Origin of the sequence: Shimia sp. NS0008-38b, assembly GCF_040370365.1 — a bacterium.
In the GTDB taxonomy this organism is placed as follows: Bacteria; Pseudomonadota; Alphaproteobacteria; order Rhodobacterales; family Rhodobacteraceae; genus Shimia.
The window spans coordinates 819,169-833,626 of sequence record NZ_BAABWQ010000001.1 but is presented as its reverse complement, the minus strand read 5'-3'; the positions used below and the strand labels follow the sequence as shown (position 1 = coordinate 833,626).

The 14,458-nt window shown below is 57.3% G+C and carries 15 protein-coding genes and 1 riboswitch; of the genes, 5 read left to right on the top strand and 10 right to left on the bottom strand.

The annotated features are described in order from the left end of the window. Window positions 1-14: 14 nt before the first annotated feature. From cobM to cbiE, 3 genes are read right to left on the bottom strand one after another with little or no spacing between them, the layout of a single operon-like run. On the bottom strand, window positions 15-809 hold the full coding sequence (gene cobM / locus ABWV47_RS04080) for a precorrin-4 C(11)-methyltransferase (protein ID WP_353308605.1): 795 nt from the start codon (window positions 807-809) through the stop codon (window positions 15-17). Next, complete coding sequence (locus tag ABWV47_RS04075; RefSeq protein WP_353308603.1) at window positions 806-1,171, bottom strand: cobalamin biosynthesis protein; 366 nt, start codon at window positions 1,169-1,171, stop codon at window positions 806-808. Before ABWV47_RS04075 ends, cobM begins: the two co-directional genes overlap by 4 nt. Next, the gene (gene cbiE / locus ABWV47_RS04070) at window positions 1,168-2,364 is read right to left on the bottom strand and encodes a precorrin-6y C5,15-methyltransferase (decarboxylating) subunit CbiE (RefSeq protein WP_353308601.1); all 1,197 of its coding nucleotides are present in this window, start codon (window positions 2,362-2,364) and stop codon (window positions 1,168-1,170) included. The genes ABWV47_RS04075 and cbiE overlap by 4 nt, the downstream gene beginning before the upstream one ends. Between cbiE and ABWV47_RS04065 the strand changes: the two genes are divergently transcribed. Then, window positions 2,363-3,109: a cobalt-precorrin-6A reductase gene (locus ABWV47_RS04065; RefSeq protein WP_353308599.1), complete on the top strand. Its 747-nt coding sequence runs from the start codon at window positions 2,363-2,365 to the stop codon at window positions 3,107-3,109. The genes cbiE and ABWV47_RS04065 overlap by 2 nt on opposite strands. An 11-nt stretch (window positions 3,110-3,120) precedes the next feature. Here ABWV47_RS04065 and cobJ read toward each other — a convergent pair whose 3' ends face one another. From cobJ to ABWV47_RS04030, 7 genes are read right to left on the bottom strand one after another with little or no spacing between them, the layout of a single operon-like run. Next, complete coding sequence (gene cobJ / locus ABWV47_RS04060) at window positions 3,121-3,870, bottom strand: precorrin-3B C(17)-methyltransferase (protein ID WP_353308597.1); 750 nt, start codon at window positions 3,868-3,870, stop codon at window positions 3,121-3,123. Further along, entirely contained in the window at window positions 3,867-4,598 is a 732-nt protein-coding gene (locus tag ABWV47_RS04055; RefSeq protein ID WP_353308595.1) for a precorrin-2 C(20)-methyltransferase, read from the bottom strand. The genes cobJ and ABWV47_RS04055 overlap by 4 nt, the downstream gene beginning before the upstream one ends. Continuing rightward, window positions 4,595-5,224 (bottom strand): precorrin-8X methylmutase, encoded by a 630-nt coding sequence (locus tag ABWV47_RS04050; RefSeq protein WP_353308593.1) that lies wholly within the window; start codon window positions 5,222-5,224, stop codon window positions 4,595-4,597. Before ABWV47_RS04050 ends, ABWV47_RS04055 begins: the two co-directional genes overlap by 4 nt. Further along, a complete protein-coding gene (locus ABWV47_RS04045) occupies window positions 5,224-6,357 on the bottom strand; it encodes a ferredoxin-like domain-containing protein (RefSeq protein ID WP_353308591.1) in 1,134 nt (377 codons plus the stop codon). The genes ABWV47_RS04050 and ABWV47_RS04045 overlap by 1 nt, the downstream gene beginning before the upstream one ends. After that, on the bottom strand, window positions 6,354-9,647 hold the full coding sequence (gene cobN / locus ABWV47_RS04040; protein ID WP_353308589.1) for a cobaltochelatase subunit CobN: 3,294 nt from the start codon (window positions 9,645-9,647) through the stop codon (window positions 6,354-6,356). The genes ABWV47_RS04045 and cobN overlap by 4 nt, the downstream gene beginning before the upstream one ends. A 7-nt stretch (window positions 9,648-9,654) precedes the next feature. After that, window positions 9,655-10,692, bottom strand: coding sequence for a cobalamin biosynthesis protein CobW (gene cobW, locus ABWV47_RS04035; protein ID WP_353308587.1), 1,038 nt, complete (start codon window positions 10,690-10,692; stop codon window positions 9,655-9,657). Continuing rightward, window positions 10,689-11,072, bottom strand: coding sequence for a DUF1636 family protein (locus ABWV47_RS04030; protein WP_353308586.1), 384 nt, complete (start codon window positions 11,070-11,072; stop codon window positions 10,689-10,691). Before ABWV47_RS04030 ends, cobW begins: the two co-directional genes overlap by 4 nt. A 77-nt stretch (window positions 11,073-11,149) precedes the next feature. Continuing rightward, window positions 11,150-11,362: riboswitch (cobalamin riboswitch) on the bottom strand. A 39-nt stretch (window positions 11,363-11,401) separates the two neighbouring features. On the opposite strand from ABWV47_RS04030, the gene cobO reads away from it, so the two are divergent. From cobO to ABWV47_RS04010, 4 genes are all read left to right on the top strand, one after another. Next, window positions 11,402-12,019, top strand: a complete 618-nt coding sequence (gene cobO, locus ABWV47_RS04025; protein ID WP_353308584.1) for a cob(I)yrinic acid a,c-diamide adenosyltransferase — start codon at window positions 11,402-11,404, stop codon at window positions 12,017-12,019. Between the two features lie 298 nt (window positions 12,020-12,317). Next, window positions 12,318-12,665 (top strand): Lin0512 family protein, encoded by a 348-nt coding sequence (locus ABWV47_RS04020; RefSeq protein ID WP_353308582.1) that lies wholly within the window; start codon window positions 12,318-12,320, stop codon window positions 12,663-12,665. Then, entirely contained in the window at window positions 12,662-13,006 is a 345-nt protein-coding gene (locus ABWV47_RS04015; protein WP_353308581.1) for a Lin0512 family protein, read from the top strand. The genes ABWV47_RS04020 and ABWV47_RS04015 overlap by 4 nt, the downstream gene beginning before the upstream one ends. 16 nt (window positions 13,007-13,022) lie before the next feature. Beyond that, the gene (locus ABWV47_RS04010) at window positions 13,023-14,456 is read left to right on the top strand and encodes a cobyric acid synthase (protein ID WP_353308579.1); all 1,434 of its coding nucleotides are present in this window, start codon (window positions 13,023-13,025) and stop codon (window positions 14,454-14,456) included. Window positions 14,457-14,458: the final 2 nt, after the last annotated feature.

The window sequence follows — 14,458 nt, the reverse complement described above, 5'->3', positions numbered from 1 at the left end:
GTTGTACTCTTTCCTCAATCGTCACCGTGGCGCCAACTGGACCACGGGCTTTCTGCGGATTGTGGGCGATAACGCCTGTCGTATTCGCTGGCATAAAGACAGCTTTCGTCAAAGCCGTCCCCTGCGAGCGCGGGGCCCACAAGGATCAAGGCGGTGCGGGTGATGTTCTCTGTCATGTCGGACTTCAGCGTGCCAAGCGTGGTGCGGATAATCTTCTGATCCGGCCAGCTGGCACGGTACACCACTGCGACCGGGCAAGCACTGCCATAGGCTGGGGTTAGATCCTCTATCACATGGTCAAGATTACCAATGGAGAGGTGGATGGCCAGTGTGGCGCCGGTGGCGGCGAAATTGGCGAGAGTTTCACCTTCGGGCATGGTGGATGCGCGGCCGGGTGTGCGTGTCAGTACAACGGATTGAGCGAGGCCCGGCAGGGTCAATTCAGTTTGCAGGGCGGCGGCGGCGGCGGCAAAACTTGGGACACCAGGCGTAACGCTGATCGGGATTCCCTCGGCGCGCAGACGGCGGATTTGTTCACCCATTGCGGACCAGACCGATAGATCGCCAGAGTGCAAGCGCGCTACGTCGTGGCCTGCGTCTTGAGCCCATTTGCATTCAGCGACGATGGCATCCAAATCGAGCGGCGCAGTGTTGACCATACGTGCGCCTTCTGGGCAATGCGACAGGATAGCCTCAGGCACCAAAGAGCCTGCGTACAGACATACTTGGCACGATGCGATCAGATCACGCCCGCGAAGCGTCAAAAGATCGGCGGCACCGGGGCCCGCTCCGATGAAGTGAACCGTCATTGGGGGTCTCCTTGCGCAATGGCGCAGGTGGCGAGGCGATCATCAGATACGTTGCGTGATTTCAGGAGAATGGCGTTTGGGCCAGCTGCGACCAATGCACAGGCTTCAGCGACAGAGCCAGTTTGGCGTTTCTCCAGCACTTTGGATGACTGAGTTGCTGTTTTGACAGCCTGCATTGCCTCAGCTTCGATTGTAATGACCGGTAACGAGAGGTCAGCGGCAAGGCTTGCGAAAGCTTCGTTGTGCGCTTTGTCTGTTGGTGTGGCAATGGCCACAACATCCGCAATATCACAGGCAGCCAACGCGTTGCGCAGGCTATCTAGGGTGGCGGATTGTCTGAAACCAAATCCGGCGACCTTCATTTGCTTACACTCCATTGCACAATTGGGTAGCTGGATTTCCAGCCGCGCTTGCGGCCCAAGGGGGTCGCATGTGCCAGCTCGATGCGCAAGAGGTCTCCACCGAATTTTGCGTGCCAAGATGCCAGAAGCGTTTCTGCTTCAAGCGTGACGGCATTGGCCACAAGCCGGGACTGTGCGGGAAGCTGCCGCCACACGGTTTGCAACATATCCTCGCTGATGCCGCCGCCTATGAAGACCGCATCGGGCGGGGCCAGGTCCTCTAAGGCCTGCGGCGCAGCACCGGTGACCACTTTCAACCGGTCGGCGCCCAAAGCGGTGGCATTCTCGCGGATCCGGTTTGCACGGTCCGGATTGATTTCTACGCTGGTGGCCGCGTTCTGGCCGTGGGCGAGAAGCCATTCAATGGCGATAGATCCAGAGCCCCCCCCAATGTCCCAGAGGTGCTCGCCGGGCTGCGGTGCAAGCGCAGAAAGTGTCAGTGCGCGCACGGGGCGTTTCGTGATTTGACCGTCGTTGTCAAAAAATGCGTCGGGTTGCCCGCTGCTTTGCGAAAGTGCTGGGCCCCCTTTAGCACTGATCGCAACGCTGACCGGGTGGTTTATGTCGTCAAAGGCCATATCTTGCGCTGTGGTTGCGCGAATGCGCTCATTCGGCCCCCCGAGTGCTTCCATGACATGAAGCGTGCTGTCGCCAAAACCAATCTTGCTGAGCCAACCGGCAAACTCTGTAACGGCGTTCCCGTCGCGTAGGGTGACAATCGCACGCGTGCCTTTGGCAAGATGTGGACGCAGTCGGGCAAAGGGCGCTGCGTGCAGGCCAAGTGTAACCGTGCTCTCCAAAGACCAACCCAATGCCGCCGCTGCCAAAGACAAAGTTGAAGGGGACGGAATGCTGCGCCACTCCCCGCGCTCTAAATGTTTGGCCAAAGTGCCGCCTGCGCCATGCCAAAACGGATCCCCAGAGGCCAGGGCAACGGTTTTCTTGCCACGTTTTTCTAGCAACAGAGCAATCCCGTCGGCATAAGGCACAGGCCATTCAATGGTATCGCAGCTAAGGGGGGGCAACAGGGACAGATGGCGCGGTGCACCCATAATCACCTCTGCCTCTGAAAGTGCTTTGAGGCTTGCAGGGGAAAGCCCATCTGGGCCATCTTCGCCCAACCCAACTATGGTCAACCAGAGACTATCAGACATGACGTCCAAACTCCTTATTCTCGGCGGAACCACGGAGGCCAGCGCGTTGGCCCAATTCCTGTCTGCAACGCATGTGGATGCGGTGTTTTCCTATGCCGGGCGCGTCGCATCTCCAAAGGTGCAACCTTTGCCCACGCGTATCGGTGGATTTGGCGGTGCCGCTGGATTGGTTCAATATCTGAAACAGCATAACATCACCCATGTCGTGGATGCCACGCACCCTTTTGCGGCACAGATGAGTTGGAACGCCTTTGAGGCTTGTGAAGCTGCTGATGTGAAACTTTTGGCGCTGACGCGACCAGAATGGCGTGCTCAAGCGGGGGACAAATGGACGTGCGTGACAGATATCGAGGGAGCGGTTGAGGCCTTGGTAGGTCCAAAGAGGCGTGTCCTGCTGGCCTTGGGGAAATTGAATTTGCCAGCATTCGCAGTTCAATCGCAACATCACTACGTCTTGAGGTTGGTTGACCACCCCGAAGTGACGCCGCCGTTGCCCAATCATACTGTTGTCGTGGCACGAGGTCCGTTTCAGGAGGCGGACGATTGTGCCTTGATGGCGACGCATAAGATTGATGTGGTGGTGTGCAAAAACGCGGGTGGGACCGGGGCGGCTGCCAAGTTGCACGCCGCGCGCGCATTGGGAATAGAGGTAATCATGATTGATCGGCCTGTTTTGCCGCCTCGCGAAGAGGTGGGAACGCCTGACGCCGTTGCAGCATGGCTCAGGCGATGCGAGACTCCGTAGCCCCGGAGCCATTAGTCTACGGACCGCGGGGTGTAGACGATTGGTGCCCCGTCTCTTGTGATGATGCGGGTTTGGCTTGATCCCAAAATCACCACAGTTCGCATATCTGCCATATCGGGCGTGGTCTCTTGCAGGGGCACGATTTTGATCGACTGATCTGGATGGGACACATTGCGCGCAAAGATCATTGGGCGATTGTCGTCACAGGCGGACTTCAGAGCAATAAGAGCCTTTTCGAAGCCTTCTGGTCGAGACTTTGAACGTGGATTGTAAAACGCCATCGCAAAATCAGCTTCAGCTGCAAGACGCAAACGCTTCTCGATGAGGCTCCAAGGTTTCAGATTGTCGCTGAGGTTGATGGCGCAGAAATCATGCCCCAAAGGCGCACCACAGGCGGCAGATGCCGCCAGCATTGCGGTGATGCCGGGCAATACGCGAATGTCTAAGTCGCGCCATGTCGGGTCGCCGTTTTCCACGGCTTCAAAAACGGCGGCGGCCATCGCGAACACACCCGGATCACCAGAAGACACAACCACCACACGTTTTCCCGCAGAGGCCATTTCCAAAGCATGGCGAGAGCGATCGATTTCGACTCGGTTGTCAGACGGGTGAAGGGCCAGGTTCGGGTTTTGTGCCACGCGTTCCACATAAGGAATGTAGCCGACCGCATCTGTCGCCTCCGACAAAACGGCTTGTACCTGTGGCGTGATCAACGTCTCATCGCCAGGGCCGATGCCCACAATTTGCACCCAACCGGTCATGGGCGGCGTCCTTGGCCGTGCACCACGATGATGGAAAAATAAGGTGTTGCATCGTCTGTCATTTCGCTGAGCTTTGTGACGGTTTGGTTTGCCATGGTGGCGTATTGGACAATCCATGCGTCATCAAAACGTCCGCCGGACTTGAGCGCTTCGATCACTTTGTCAAAATTGGTGCCGATTTTCATGATCACTAGGGCATCTGTGCGTGCGATGTAATCAGACAAGGTGTCCCGTGGCAGAGTGCCCATCAACACAGTTAGCACGTCATCGCCCCAAGTGATCGGCGCTTCGGTTGCTGTCCATGCGCCTGACATACCAGTGATGGCAGGCACCACTTGAACAGGCACCAAGTCGCGCAGGCGTGCGTAGAGGTGCATGAATGAGCCGTAGAAAAACGGGTCACCTTCACACAGTACCACAACGTCTTCGCCGCCTTGGGCGAGCGTGATCAAATGCTGGGTGACTTCTTCGTAGAAGGTCGAGAGCACTTCGTTGTAACGCGGATCTGATAGCGGAATTTCGGTTGTGACCGGATATTCCATTGGGAATTCGATCACATTTTCCGGCAGCAACCCTTCGACGATCTGACGCGCCTGACCCTTGCGTCCCGCTTTGCGAAAAAACGCAACATGTTTGGCGTTGGTCAAAAGACGATGCGCGCGCACGCTCATCAGGTCTGGATCGCCCGGGCCAAGGCCTACGCCGTGTATGGTGCCTGACTCAGTCATTCTTTGCGGCTCGCAATTGCGTTGATGGCAGCAACCGTCATGGCAGAGCCGCCAAGGCGCCCGGCAACGATCATACAAGGCACCGGTTGATCAGTCCAAAGCGCGTCCTTGCTTTCCATCGCGCCCACAAAACCAACAGGGCAGCCGATGATGGCGGCCGGGCGCGGGCAGGTAGGGTCTTCGAGCATGTTGAGTAGATGAAACAGCGCCGTCGGAGCATTTCCAATGGCCACAATGGCGCCACCAAGGCGGTCACGCCAATGCTCGAGCGCGGCGGCGGAGCGGGTGTTGCCCATTTCAGCAGCCAGATCATGAATGCCCTCGGCGTGCAGCGTGCAAATCACTTCGTTGTCCGCAGGCAAACGCGGGCGAGTCACACCGCCGCTGACCATGCGCGCGTCACAGAATATCGGTGCGCCGTTTTCCATGGCTGTGCGGGCGGCTGCAACCATGCCGGGGGTGAATTTCACGTGTTTCTCAAGGCCAACCATGCCAGCGGCATGGATCATGCGTACAACAACCTGTTCTTCGTCGGCATCAAATCCAGATAAGGCGGCTTCGCGGCGAATGGTGGCAAAACTCTCATCATAAATGGCCTGACCATTCTTTTCATATTCGTAGGGCATCAAAGCTCTCCAAGGGCAGTCGTCAGGGTGTCAGGCGTCAGGCCCGTTTTGAAAGGCGCATCCCATGGGGTGCCGTTCTTTACAAGATCAAACGCGCCGTCGCGACCAACCAATGTGGTCGCGCAGGTGCGCGGATGGGCGCAGCCTTTGGAACAGCCGGACACATGCAGCGGGCCAGTTGTGCGTTGCGCCAAAGTGTGGGCGAGGTGGCGTGTCTCTACTGTTGCAGATGGGCAAAGGGGCGCGCCGGGGCAAGCGGTTGTTGTGAGTAACGGATCGTTTGCGGCTGTGATGAAATGGTCCGTGTCTACGTGGTCGACGCCTTCCAAAAGGAACAAACGCCACGGGGTAACACGCAGTGCTGTCGCGTCGGTGTCTGTGATCAGTTGTCTGAGTTTTTTGGCTTCGATTTGACCGAATTCAACGCCTAAAACACTTCCAAGTGCGGTCTTTCCAGGTACCAGTTGTTTGCACGGCGACGCGGGTAGAGAGGCCTGCCATTCGGGTGGAAGGTGGGTGACTGCAGTATGAGCTGCCATCCTACGCCGGGACGGCCCATCTGTGTTTACAAACCAATTTGCCATTTCGATCAAGGCATCTACTGCCGTTTCAACCTCAATTGGACGGCCACCGGATGCCCCATCCGCACGCAAGATCAAAGCGTCATCCGTTGAGCGTTCAAAACGAAAATCTGCGGAATCGTTGGCAAATTGCGGCGCGCCCGCCACGTCAACGGCCACGCCCATTTTGGGCGGCAATTCAGGAAGATCGCCGAGCCTAGACACGAGATCGTGCGTGATCTGCTCTGTGTCGTCTCCCGTTGTCCAAAGCGGTGGCACAAGTATGTTGCGGCGGCTTTCTAGTTCTGGGTCGTCCGGCAGCATTCCTAGATCTGCAAGCGCGTTTAAAACGGTTTCGTGATCTTGCTCAGTCACGCCCCGAATTTGGAGATTTGCGCGGCTGGTGAGATCGATCAAACCAGAGCCAAAGTCTGAGGAAATGTCACACAGCCCTAATGCCTGCTCCAGAGTGAGGCGTGCCATCATTGGGCGTACGCGCACCACCAAGCCGTCACCAGACATCATGGGTTTATAGGCGCCAGGGCACCAACCTTTGGCCAGAGGGCGGCTCATGAGGCGCGCTCCAAGTCGGCGCGGATCGAATTTCTACGCGTCAGCCACAGGCCACTTTCATGCAGTGCTGCGAAACGGTCGCGCATGGCGGCCAGTGCTTGGGGGTTTTGGCGCTCCAAAAATGTTACGATGGCCTCATCGCCCAACGTGGCCTCGTGATAGGCGTCAAACAGTTGTGGCGGCACTGCGCCGGCGAGGTTGGCAAACGCGCCCATGTGATCAAGCGTTGCGGCGATTTCAGCCCCTCCACGAAAGCCGTGACGCATCATGCCTGCCAGCCAGTCAGGGTTGGTTGCACGGGCATGGACAACACGCGCTATTTCTTCGGTCAGGCTGCGGGCGCGCGGGGAATGTGGGTTGGTGTTGTCCACGTGATAGAGGTTGGCTGCGCCGCCAGTCACTTTTTGGGCGGCTGCGAAGCCTGCCTCATGCGCGGCGTAGTCGGACGCGACCAACACGTCGGTTTCCGGCAGGTCTTGCAGGTGTACAAAACTGTCCGCCGCGCCAACACGCGCACGAATGCCGTCGCCATCTTTGGTGATCGTGTCGCCATCAAATGCATAGGACGACGCATTCAGCCAAGCCTCCCCCGCGGATTTGCGGCCTTCCTCAGAATAGGTGTCGATCGCAGGCCCCATACCAAGCCCGTAGCTCCCAGGAGCAGGACCATATACGCGTGGAGCAGTGATACGCCCGGCGAAAGGGTTCCAATCAGAGGCTTCGTCACGCTCTGACAAGGCTTTGACCGCTTGAGCGAACAGGGTCGACAAAGTCGGGAACACATCGCGGAACAAGCCGGACACGCGCAGAGTCACATCGACTCTGGGGCGCTCAAGGAGGGCGATGGGCAATATTTCAACGCCTGAAACGCGCTCGCTGCCTTTGTCCCATACGGGTTTCGCGCCAAGAAGGTGGAGCGCCATGGCAAACTCTTCGCCTGCCGTACGCATGGTTGCGGAGCCCCAGAGGTCGACGATCAAATTTCTTGGATAATCGCCTTCTTCTTGCAAATGACGGCGCACCAATTCTTCAGCCAGTTTGACACCTTGGGCGTAAGCGGAGCGTGACGGCACAGAACGCGGATCGGTGGTGTAGAGATTGCGCCCCGTTGGCAGCACATCTTGCCGGCCGCGATAAGGGGACCCAGAGGGACCGGGTTCAATTCGCTTCCCGTCCAACGCACGGAGAAGACCATCGCGTTCTGCATTGGCAGAGGGCGTTGCATCAAAGGCGCCAGAGGTCGTGGGCGCGCGGCCAAAGACATGCAGCCCGTCACCAAACTGGCTTTCTTTGATGTCGCACACAAATGTGTCGATGCGCGTGATCGCTTCGGCCAGCGACGTTGCGGCATCCAGTCCGAGCTCGGATTGCAACCCAAGCGCTTCGGCCTCATTGCGGATGTCGCTTTGCAGCCGGTCCCGGCGTTTGGGATCAAGCCCATCGGCGTTGGAAAACTCATCCAGAAGAGTCTCCAGCCGTGCAAACCGATCCGGTGTGGCGGATGTCCTCAGAGGCGGGGGTACATGGCCCAACGTGAGCGCATTGATACGTCGTTTGGCCTGTGCCGCCTCTCCGGGATCGTTCACGATAAAGGGATAAATGACCGGCAGATTGCCAACTAGGGCCTCTGGCCAGCATTCCGCCGAGAGAGCGACTGATTTGCCGGGCAGCCATTCAAGCGTGCCATGGGCGCCAACATGAACCAATGCGTCCGCTTCAAAGCAATGACGAAGCCACAGATAGAAGGCCACATAGCTGTGACGGGGCACGCGTGACAGATCGTGATATTCATCTTCGCGTTGCGCGCTGCTGCCACGTTCGGGCTGAAGCGCAATGACAATATTGCCGCGTTTGGTCGCTTTGAAATGAAGCGCATCGTTGGCAAAATCCGGGTCATCCTCGGGGTGTCCCCAAGTTTGCATCAGGTCGTTTTGTAAACTGTCCGGCAGAGAGTTTAGCGCGCTCTGATAGGCGTCGACAGACCAAGATAGGGTGTGCGAAAGCAGGGCGTCTTTCACAGGTGCGTCGCTGTCTGTTTGGGGTGCGGTAAATCCCGCTCCAGACAGGTCCCCCAAAAGGGCATCGACGCTGGCCAATGGGTCGAGACCTACGGCATGCGCCATGTTCCAGTCTTTGCCGGGATAGGTGCTGAGCACGCAGGCGATGTGTTTTTGGCTGTTTGGCTTTTTGGCCAATTGTACCCAGCCTTCCACTTTGTCGGCAACGCTTCGGATGCGTTCGGGTAGGGGGCGATGGCCAAAGCGGGAGTACTCTAGCGCGGTGTCTTTTTTGCCAGGTTCTTTGAACGAGCTAACACCTGCAAAAAGTCGACCATCAACCTCTGGCAACACAACATGCATGGCCAAGTCTGCAGGTGCCAGACCACGCTCAGAGTCAGCCCAAGCTTTCTTGCGAGAGGTGGCCAGAGCGACCTGAAACACCGGTGCGTCCGTGGCGTCCAATGGCGAGGTGCCACTGTCACCTTTTCCGGAGAACGATGTGGCGTTTACGATGGCGGCAGGTTTAAGCGATTTCAATGTGCCAGAGAGCCATGCGGCTGAGGCGGGCACTTTGAGCGAGGGCGCAAACAGGCCGATCACATCAAAGCCGCGATTTTGAAATTCCTCAAACAAAGCATCGATTGGGGCCGTGTCGGCGGAGCTGACGTAAGCTCGGTAGAACGTGAGCGCGATCAGAGGCTTGGTTGTGTCGCGATCATTGAGTGGATCACAAAGCCCGTTTTGGGGCGTCCAGCCTCCATGGTCGGGCAATGATTTCGAACCTATGACCGGTTTGGCGTAAAGCCCTGCCGCCAACGCCAATTGCGCCAGCGCGGCTTGAGCTGCAATAGCGCCGCCTGTGTCACAAAGGTGGGTCAAGCGATGCAGAGTTGAAACAGGAAGTGTAGACACCCCGTCCAGTCGCTCATCCGGGCGGCCATCTGCCGGGAGCACCGCAAGCGCGATGCCTTTTTCAGCCGCCAAAGCCTGCACTTGCTGAATGCCATATTGCCAATAAGATATCCCACCAATCAGGCGGATCAGGATTGCTTTGGCCCCTGACAGCGTCTGCTCTACATAGGTATCAACAGAAAGCGGGTGTTTGAGCGCCGTGAGATTGGCCAGCCGCAACGTTGGCAAATCGCCATTGGCGCGATGCCAGCCTGCCGCGAAAGCCCCCAGATCACTGTCAGAGAACGACAGCACGACAAGATCGGCCGGGGACTGACCCAGATCCATCGGGGTGTCGGCCTCATCAAGACCGTGGCTTTCGCGAAAGACTACATGCATGGGAGTGTTAGTCTAGCAGAGCTGCGCGGATCGCATCGATATTTACGTCGTGATGTTCTGCAATCACGACCATGCGGCCTTTGCGGTCCTCTTCTGGCGTCCATGGGCGATCAAATTGATGGCGCACACGCGCACCGACCGCCTGAACCAACAATCTCATGGGCTTGCCAGCGACCGCTGCATAGCCTTTGACACGCAAAATGTTCTGGTCCTTTGCCATTTTTTCAATCTTTGCAGCAAAGGCCGCAGGATCGGACTGTTCCGGAACATCGATGACAACACTTTCAAAATCGTCGTGTTCATGATCGTGGTGGCCATCGTGGTGGGAGGGACGTGCATCCATGTCGTCCTCTGCCGCAGCTTCCAGCCCAAGAATCACACGGGGGTCAACTTCGCCTTCGGCCACTTCAACTACAGGCAGCGGACGTGGGGCTTCGGCCAGTACGATTTCCTTGGCTTTGGCCACACCTTCAGGGCCTGCAAGGTCTGGTTTGGTCAACAAAACAATATCGGCGCAGCTGATTTGGTCCTCAAAGACTTCGGACAATGGGGTTTCGTGATCCAGACCTTCATCTGCTTCGCGCTGGGCATCTACAGCGGCTACGTTGGCGGCAAACCGTCCATCCGCCACAGCCTCGGCATCTGCCAAGGCGATCACACCGTCAACGGTAATTTTGGAACGGATGTCCGGCCAGTCGAAGGCTTTCAGAAGAGGTTTGGGCAGCGCCAGACCTGAGGTTTCAATGAGGATATGCTCAGGACGCGGGTCCAATGCCATCAGGGCTTCGATGGTCGGAATAAAATCATCCGCGACAGTGCAACAGATGCAGCCGTTGGCCAGTTCGAGAATGTTCTCTGCAGGGCAGTCCGGAATGGCGCAGGATTTGAGGATTTCACCGTCCACACCGACGTCGCCAAATTCGTTGACAATCACGGCGAGGCGTTTGCCCTGCGGGTTCTGTATCAGGTTGCGCACAAGCGTGGTTTTGCCAGAGCCCAGAAAGCCAGTAATGACAGTGACGGGCAGTTTTTCAAGTGAGCTCATTGGTCGGCCTCCAAAGGGGGAATGCGGGCGATGCAGTTTTTACGAAAGTGAGTTGAACGTTCGCGCCATGGCACAAGACCATCGGCGGTGGCTGCGTATTTGGTGACCCCATCGGCAACCAATTCAGCATCGTCTTCACCAGTGAAGTTGCCATAGACATAGGTCCACCGGTCAGCGCCACCACGAATTGTAATCGAGCAGCCTTGGTCACAGTTGGAGAAGCACTCCACGCCTTTGAGCGTCACGTTGTCTGGCAATTCAGCTGCATTGAGCGCCTCAAACAGTTGCGTTCCCGGCCTGGGGCCTTCGACATCAGTTGGCATGCCTGCACGGCAGGTTGTGCAGACAAGCAATTCGACAGGAGCATGTGCGTCCGTCATACAAATCAGTCCCTTTTCAGGGACGGGGCAAACACGGGACATCTGTGGACAGCCCGACACCGAAACACCCCGTCCGGTTCATGTCATTTTTGCTGGCAGGTCTCCCGGCTTGCGGATGTCAGGGGTCTCCCTGTCGGTCTACCTGCCTTCCCGGATGTATCCAGTGGCTGTGGCGGACCTCTCCGGTCACGGTCGCGGGGGCGGCTGCGCTTTGGGCCTTGACGTCAGGCCTGTTTCGCATTCCCTTTTCACCTGTTCAAAGAACAGGAACCAGCGACACCCGAATGGGCAATGATCGCCGCTGTGTCAAGCGCCAACGGAGAGGCAATATGCCCGAAAACATGGATCAGAACGAACGTCACGCTGCCAAGATGGCGAAAATCAAGGCCGCACGGGATCGTATGATGGCCAGCAAGACCGAAGAAAAAGGTCTGATCATTGTGCACACCGGTCCGGGCAAAGGCAAAAGCTCTTCTGGATTTGGAATGATCATGCGCTGTATTGCACACGACATGCCGGTGGCTGTTGTGCAGTTCATCAAAGGGGCGATGGCCACGGGGGAGCGCGCGTTTCTGGAAGAGCATTTCGCGGATGAGGTGAAATTTCATGTGTCTGGCGAGGGCTTTACATGGGAGACGCAGGACCGTGAGCGCGACATCGCCAAGGCCGAGGCCGGCTGGGAACTGGCGAAACAGCTGATCCGCGACCCGGACAACCGCTTTGTGATGCTTGATGAAATCAACATCGCACTGCGCAATGACTATTTAGATATCGACGATGTGGTGGACTTCTTGCTGAGTGAGAAACCGGAGATGACACATGTGTTGCTGACCGGGCGCAATGCCAAACCAGAGCTGATCGAGGCGGCGGATTTGGTGACAGAGATGACGTTGCTGAAACATCCCTTTCGCGATGGCATTAAGGCGCAGGCTGGGGTGGAATTTTGAGTACACAGCTGGATTCAGAAACGCGTTTGTCACTTGAAAGGGCTCTGGATCGTCTCGGAGCTGGTAAGCGCCGGTTACCAGATCCGATGCTGGCCCCTTGGCAAGAATTCCCTGACATGAAGAAAACCAGTATGGGGTGGAGAATGGGGTCTGGGGAAACCTATTTGCAATGGTTTTTCGAATGGTATGCGGGTCAAGACGATCAAAAACGACAAGCCTACAAGGCGGGCAATCCCCCTCCAGAAGAATGGTCAGGCTTCTTTGACACGCTTGATCTCCGGATTCTTAGGAAAACAGCATGATAAAACGTCTTCTCACCGAATTTGGCATGGGGTCGTCGCTGCGGCGGCAGGATTACACGGAAGCCGCTAGTCGCGCTGTGAAGGATGCTCTTTGGCATAATTCCATCAACCTCGCGGAGCTGTTTGGCAAAGACAAAGCCGAGATGTTCATCACCGTTGAAGTGGCCGTGCAGCAACCTGAAAAAGTTGACACGGATGTGATTGCAGCGATTTTCCCCTACGGCCAAGTCACTGTAACGCCTGTGAAAGGCGGGTTGGATGTACCGCGCGATGATGGCGGCAATCCTACTGTGATCGCCAATGTAGCGATTTCGGTGGCTTTGGATGTGGAGTGGGCGACATGAGTGATCAACGCTTTATCATCGAAATGGGTATGGGCAATGACCAATACGGTCAGGACTATACCAAGGCCGCCGTGCGGGCGATTGAGGATGCGATCCGGCATTCTGCGATCCCGATGTTTGCCGCGCTGGGCAAAGACCCCAAAGAGATGCGGGTGCAGGTGACTGTGGGCGTGCAGGAGCCGGAGAAGGTGGATTGTGCCGTGTTGGCGGAGAAGCTGCCACGCGGGCGGGCTGAGGTGAAAGCTGTGTTTGGCGGTATGAATGTCACCAATCCGGATGACGGAAATGTACTTGTGATCGCGTCGGCTGCGGTTGAAGCGTTTTTGCCAAAGCAGGTGTGATGTGACCAAAGCGCTTATGATTCAAGGCACTGGCTCCAATGTCGGCAAGTCGATGTTGGTTGCTGGGCTGTGTCGCGCGGCGGTGCGGCGGGGGCTGTCTGTGGCGCCGTTTAAGCCACAGAACATGTCCAACAACGCCGCTGTGACCAGCGATGGCGGAGAGATTGGCCGGGCGCAGGCGTTGCAGGCGATGGCCTGCCACAAAGCGTTAACGGTGGATATGAACCCGGTGCTCTTGAAACCTGAAACAGATGTTGGCTCGCAAGTTGTGGTTCAAGGCAAGCGGCTGACCACTGTGAAGGCAAGGGAGTATGCAAAGCTAAAACCCAAACTCATTGAAGCGGTGCTTGATAGCTTTAATAGACTGAAATCAAAGAGTGATTTGGTGATTGTTGAAGGGGCTGGAAGTCCAGCAGAGGTGAATTTGCGGCAAGGTGACATCGCCAATATGGGGTTTGCGCAGGCGGCCGGCGTGCCTGTGGTTTTGGCAGGAGACATCGACCGAGGTGGCGTCATCGCGCAGATTGTCGGAACGCAGGCCGTGATTTCGGAAGGCGATGCCGCTCTGGTCGCCGGGTTTCTGGTCAACAAATTTCGCGGTGACCCAAGTTTGTTTGATGACGGTTATGATCTGATCAAAGCAACGACCGGTTGGGCCGGTTTTGGCGTGTTGCCTTATTTCGGCGAGGCGTGGAAATTGCCTGCCGAAGACGCACTGGACATCAAGAACGCTGAGAAGGCCGATGGGCTGAAGGTGGTTTGTCTGGGGCTGTCGCGCATTGCAAATTTTGACGATCTTGATCCGCTTGCGCAGGAGCCGGGGGTCTCGTTGACCATGTTGCGCGCGGGCGAGCCGATTCCGGGGGACGCCAAGGTTGTGATCATTCCCGGCAGCAAATCCACACGCGGAGACTTGGCGTTTTTACGTGATCAGGGCTGGGACATCGACTTGGTCGCGCATGTGCGACGCGGCGGGCATGTGCTTGGGATTTGCGGCGGATATCAGATGCTTGGCGACGTGATATCCGACCCAGAAGGCATTGAGGGACCCGTTGGTGAGACCGAGGGGCTTGGAATGTTGCGTGTCGAGACGCTGATGACGCCAGACAAGCGATTGACGGAAACAGTGGCGGTGCATGTGGCGTCTGATCAGAGTTTTCGGGGCTATGAAATTCATATTGGACGCACCGATGGCGCGGACCGGGCGCGTCCGTTTGCCCGCGTGGGTGGGCGTGACGAGGGGGCGGTGTCAGCGGATGGTCGCGTGTCCGGCAGCTATCTGCACGGGATGTTTCGGGATGACGGGTTTCGGCGTGCGTGGCTGGCGGCGTTGGGCGCAACCGTTGGCAGTGAGGGCTATGACGCCACGGTTGAGGCCGTGCTGGACCGTTTAGCGGATCACATTGAAACCCATTTGGATGTAGATGGGTTGTTGGCGGTGGCGCGGTAGGG

Coding starts and splice junctions, on each gene's coding strand:
- ABWV47_RS04050 (WP_353308593.1), bottom strand. CDS start 5,224: ATGCCCTACGAATATGAAAAGAATGGTCAGGCCATTTATGATGAGAGT.
- cobW (WP_353308587.1), bottom strand. CDS start 10,692: ATGAGCTCACTTGAAAAACTGCCCGTCACTGTCATTACTGGCTTTCTG.
- cobO (WP_353308584.1), top strand. CDS start 11,402: ATGCCCGAAAACATGGATCAGAACGAACGTCACGCTGCCAAGATGGCG.
- ABWV47_RS04075 (WP_353308603.1), bottom strand. CDS start 1,171: ATGAAGGTCGCCGGATTTGGTTTCAGACAATCCGCCACCCTAGATAGC.
- ABWV47_RS04045 (WP_353308591.1), bottom strand. CDS start 6,357: ATGAGCCGCCCTCTGGCCAAAGGTTGGTGCCCTGGCGCCTATAAACCC.
- ABWV47_RS04010 (WP_353308579.1), top strand. CDS start 13,023: ATGATTCAAGGCACTGGCTCCAATGTCGGCAAGTCGATGTTGGTTGCT.
- cobN (WP_353308589.1), bottom strand. CDS start 9,647: ATGCATGTAGTCTTTCGCGAAAGCCACGGTCTTGATGAGGCCGACACC.
- ABWV47_RS04030 (WP_353308586.1), bottom strand. CDS start 11,072: ATGACGGACGCACATGCTCCTGTCGAATTGCTTGTCTGCACAACCTGC.
- cbiE (WP_353308601.1), bottom strand. CDS start 2,364: ATGTCTGATAGTCTCTGGTTGACCATAGTTGGGTTGGGCGAAGATGGC.
- ABWV47_RS04015 (WP_353308581.1), top strand. CDS start 12,662: ATGAGTGATCAACGCTTTATCATCGAAATGGGTATGGGCAATGACCAA.
- ABWV47_RS04020 (WP_353308582.1), top strand. CDS start 12,318: ATGATAAAACGTCTTCTCACCGAATTTGGCATGGGGTCGTCGCTGCGG.
- ABWV47_RS04065 (WP_353308599.1), top strand. CDS start 2,363: ATGACGTCCAAACTCCTTATTCTCGGCGGAACCACGGAGGCCAGCGCG.
- cobJ (WP_353308597.1), bottom strand. CDS start 3,870: ATGACCGGTTGGGTGCAAATTGTGGGCATCGGCCCTGGCGATGAGACG.
- cobM (WP_353308605.1), bottom strand. CDS start 809: ATGACGGTTCACTTCATCGGAGCGGGCCCCGGTGCCGCCGATCTTTTG.
- ABWV47_RS04055 (WP_353308595.1), bottom strand. CDS start 4,598: ATGACTGAGTCAGGCACCATACACGGCGTAGGCCTTGGCCCGGGCGAT.